Here is a 3,233-nt window from a genome sequence, read left to right on the forward strand (position 1 = left end):
GGAATTTGTTTTTTTCTTATCTGTCTAAGTGTTTCAAAACCATCCATGTATGGCATATATACATCGAGAATAATCAAATCGACATCATTATCCTCAAGGTATTCCAAAGCACTTTTTCCATCGCTACATTTATTTGAAACAGTAAAATCTTTATGACGGCTTACAAACTGTTCGTTTATCATTGCAACCATTGGATCATCTTCAACTATTAAAACTTTATACATAATGCACCTCCTAAGATTTATTTTGAAAAATGACGGTAAATGATGTACCCACATTTTCCTGTGATTCAACCGTTATTTTACCGCCTATAGCTTCGACCATTTCCTTTACCTGATACAATCCAGTTCCTCGGCCTTCACCTTTTGTGGAAAAGCCGTTATCGTAGATATGTTCAAGATTATCTTTACTTATTCCGATTCCTGTATCCTCAACAGTTATCAGAAGTGCATTTTCACGGGAATATATACCGAAGCGAAGCTCTTTCTGCCTTTGAATATCCTTTATATTAATAGCTTCAAATGCGTTGTCTATAAGATTCCCTATAACAGTTACCATAAGTTCAGATGGAAGAAGTAAATCTGTTTTAGAATAATGGCTTTCATCGTTTAAAATAAACTTTATATTCAGTTCTGAAGCTCTTGCACTTTTGCCTATTAAAAGTGCTGCTATACTTGGCTCGTCAACGACTGACATTATTTTACTGATGGTTTCTCTCTGCACAATAGAAATATTTTCAATATAAGATACTGCATCGTCATACATTTCCATTTGTATCAGTCCCATTATAACATGAAGCTTGTTTGTGAAATCGTGATTATTTGCTCTCATTGAATCCACAAGATACCTTGTTCCTGCAAGATCTTCCATCAGCTTTGTGTATTCTTCACGGTTATGAAGAATTGCAACTGCCCCGATAATATCATCTTTTTCCTTGATAGGTATGCAGTCAATCAAAACATTGCTGTTATCAATGCTTTGCTCTTGAATATTAAACTCTTTTTCGCCTGTGCTGATGACATTTTTTATGAAACCGTCATTACAGCAATCGGTAAATGGTGTGTTTATAAGCTCTTTTGCTTTTTTCTTGCCAAGCATTTTTGCTGCAGAGCGATTTGCAAACTGAACAACTCCGTTTTTATCTACGGCAAGTACCCCCTCATTTAATGATTCCAAAATATTATCACGAACTTGAAACATTGCCGAGAAAACATTTGGTTCATATCCGTGCAAACTTTTTTTAATAGAGCTTGAAAGTTCTGCAGAAATAATCAGTTCTATTAAAATTGCGGCAATAGTAATGAGCGCGAAGATAAAAAGTATCTGCAAGGTTTCCGCTTTAATATTTTCTAAGAGCAAAATAGTCATAACGAATCCGGTATAATTACCGTTTTTGTCATAAACTGCTGCATATGCACGGCGTTGTGAACCTGACGGTCCGGTTTCATTTGATGTGTAATATTCCTTTGAAACCTTTTCAAATTCAGGAATAGCTCCGTCATATTCAGTGCCGATTAATTCGTGATTAGAATGATACAAACGGATATTCTCGCGACTTACGAAAGAAATAACATCTATATTGTCAAGTGATATTTTAAGAGAGTCAAGATATTCATTCAAAAGCTCAGTTGTTTTTTTATCATCAGGATTTGCAATTTTATCGTCAATGAGTGGAGAACTAGCAACTGCTTCGGCAATATTCTGTAAGTTTTGGTCTCTTTTTTCCACCTCAAAATGGATGTTTATTAAAGTTCCCGAAACACCCAAAAACAAAGCAAGAGTTACAATAAGTACAAGTTGTGTGATAAATATTCTTCTGTGTATGTTTTTTATAGAAATCGTCTTATACTGATTTTTTAAACTCTTTTTTATCTTCATAGCAAAGGTCTTCCTTTTGATTTTTCTTCCTTAAATTATAGCATATAACGCCCAATATTTCAATTTATTAACTTATTTTATCATTTTTGAAAGTAAAATAAATTTTCTGAAATAACAAATCATGTTTATATTTTACATAAAATTGTCAACATTTCTTTGTTGTGATAGGCTTTAATACGAAATAAAAAACAAAGGAGTTTTGTGTTATGAGTTCTATTTTTGAAACAATTATGTTAGTATGCTTTGGCCTATCGTGGCCAATAAATGTTATTAAGGCATATAAAGCACGGACGGCAAAGGCAACAAGCCTGCCGTTTATCCTCTTAATCTTTACAGGATACATAGCAGGGATAAGTTCAAAGGTTGTGTCGGGGCAAATGAATTATGTGTTTGTGGTTTATCTTATCAACCTTGCTATCGTCCTTTTGAACATTGTGGTATATTTCAGAAATGTCGCTTTAGATAAAAATTCAAGGCAGAGGAGGAGAAACTGATGAAAGATTATAAATTATTAAACGAACTCGCTAAACAAGGCGGAACAGTTATTTTCGGAGGAGAAGAAGATTTGAATATTCCTCTTTGTGAATTAAAACAGGCATTTTCACTAAAAGAAAATTATTATAATAGAAGTGCCGAAAATATTTCAATTTCAAACGCAACTGATATTTACGCCTTAAATATTGCAGACCTCAATCCCGAAACTATACTTTTGCACATTGGCGATGCGGATATTGAGATGCTTTTAAAATCAACGGAGGAATTTTCCGGCAATTACCGAAGGTTAATTTCTCGAATTCGAAAGGATAACAAAAAGTGCAGAATCGCCATTGTATCTTTTAAGAATTTTAACACTGATTCTAATATCGAAAAGTTAAATAAACATTTAAAATACATAGCAGATTCAGAAAAATGTGAGTTCTGTGACATTTCGCAGAAAAAGGTGTGGAATCCAAAGCAAACGCAAGATGTGGTTTCGTTTGTATATGATATTGGGTTTGTACATCCGCTGAAAAACAAAAGACCGCTTAATAATTTGGTTAGGTTATTGTTTTGTGTAAATGATTATAGTTATACAAGATAAAAAATATCCGTTAGTTTAACAAGCATGGAAAATGTGTACCATCCTTCGAATATTTAGGATAGCCCAAAACCCTATAAGATAACCAATTCTGTATTACTATAAAAAGGCTGAATGCAATATCGTTCAGCCTTTTTATATACTGCTCTTATCCTCTGAGGTTTTTAATATTTTACATAACACTAAAAAAATTATTTACCTATTGACAAAGTAGGTAAATAGTGTTATACTATTACCAACCTAAGCGATAGGTAAATATTTCAAGAAAGGAGAACAA

Annotated in this window: 4 protein-coding genes; 2 read left to right on the forward strand and 2 right to left on the reverse strand. The window is 33.1% G+C overall.

From position 1 onward, the window contains the following. A partial coding sequence (locus E7419_08330; protein ID MBE7015182.1) for a response regulator occupies nt 1-278 on the reverse strand: 278 nt, incomplete at its 3' end. After that, nucleotides 235-1,878 carry a PAS domain-containing protein gene (locus tag E7419_08335; GenBank protein ID MBE7015183.1) on the reverse strand — a complete coding sequence of 548 codons (1,644 nt, stop codon included), beginning with the start codon at nt 1,876-1,878 and terminating at the stop codon, nt 235-237. The genes E7419_08330 and E7419_08335, both read right to left, overlap by 44 nt. A gap of 206 nt (nt 1,879-2,084) precedes the next feature. Here E7419_08335 and E7419_08340 point away from each other — a divergent pair, with 206 nt between their 5' ends. Both E7419_08340 and E7419_08345 read left to right on the forward strand, forming a co-directional pair. Continuing rightward, entirely contained in the window at nt 2,085-2,372 is a 288-nt protein-coding gene (locus tag E7419_08340; GenBank protein MBE7015184.1) for a hypothetical protein, read from the forward strand. Next, on the forward strand, nt 2,372-2,959 hold the full coding sequence (locus E7419_08345) for a hypothetical protein (protein MBE7015185.1): 588 nt from the start codon (nt 2,372-2,374) through the stop codon (nt 2,957-2,959). The genes E7419_08340 and E7419_08345 overlap by 1 nt, the downstream gene beginning before the upstream one ends. Nucleotides 2,960-3,233: the final 274 nt, after the last annotated feature.

The sequence above is a fragment of the Oscillospiraceae bacterium genome (assembly GCA_015068525.1).
Classification (GTDB): domain Bacteria; phylum Bacillota; class Clostridia; order UMGS1840; family HGM11507; genus SIG450.

Excerpts from the sequence above, each read along its gene's own strand:
- E7419_08335 (MBE7015183.1), bottom strand. The coding sequence starts at position 1,878 with ATGAAGATAAAAAAGAGTTTAAAAAATCAGTATAAGACGATTTCTATA.
- E7419_08340 (MBE7015184.1), top strand. The coding sequence starts at position 2,085 with ATGAGTTCTATTTTTGAAACAATTATGTTAGTATGCTTTGGCCTATCG.
- E7419_08345 (MBE7015185.1), top strand. The coding sequence starts at position 2,372 with ATGAAAGATTATAAATTATTAAACGAACTCGCTAAACAAGGCGGAACA.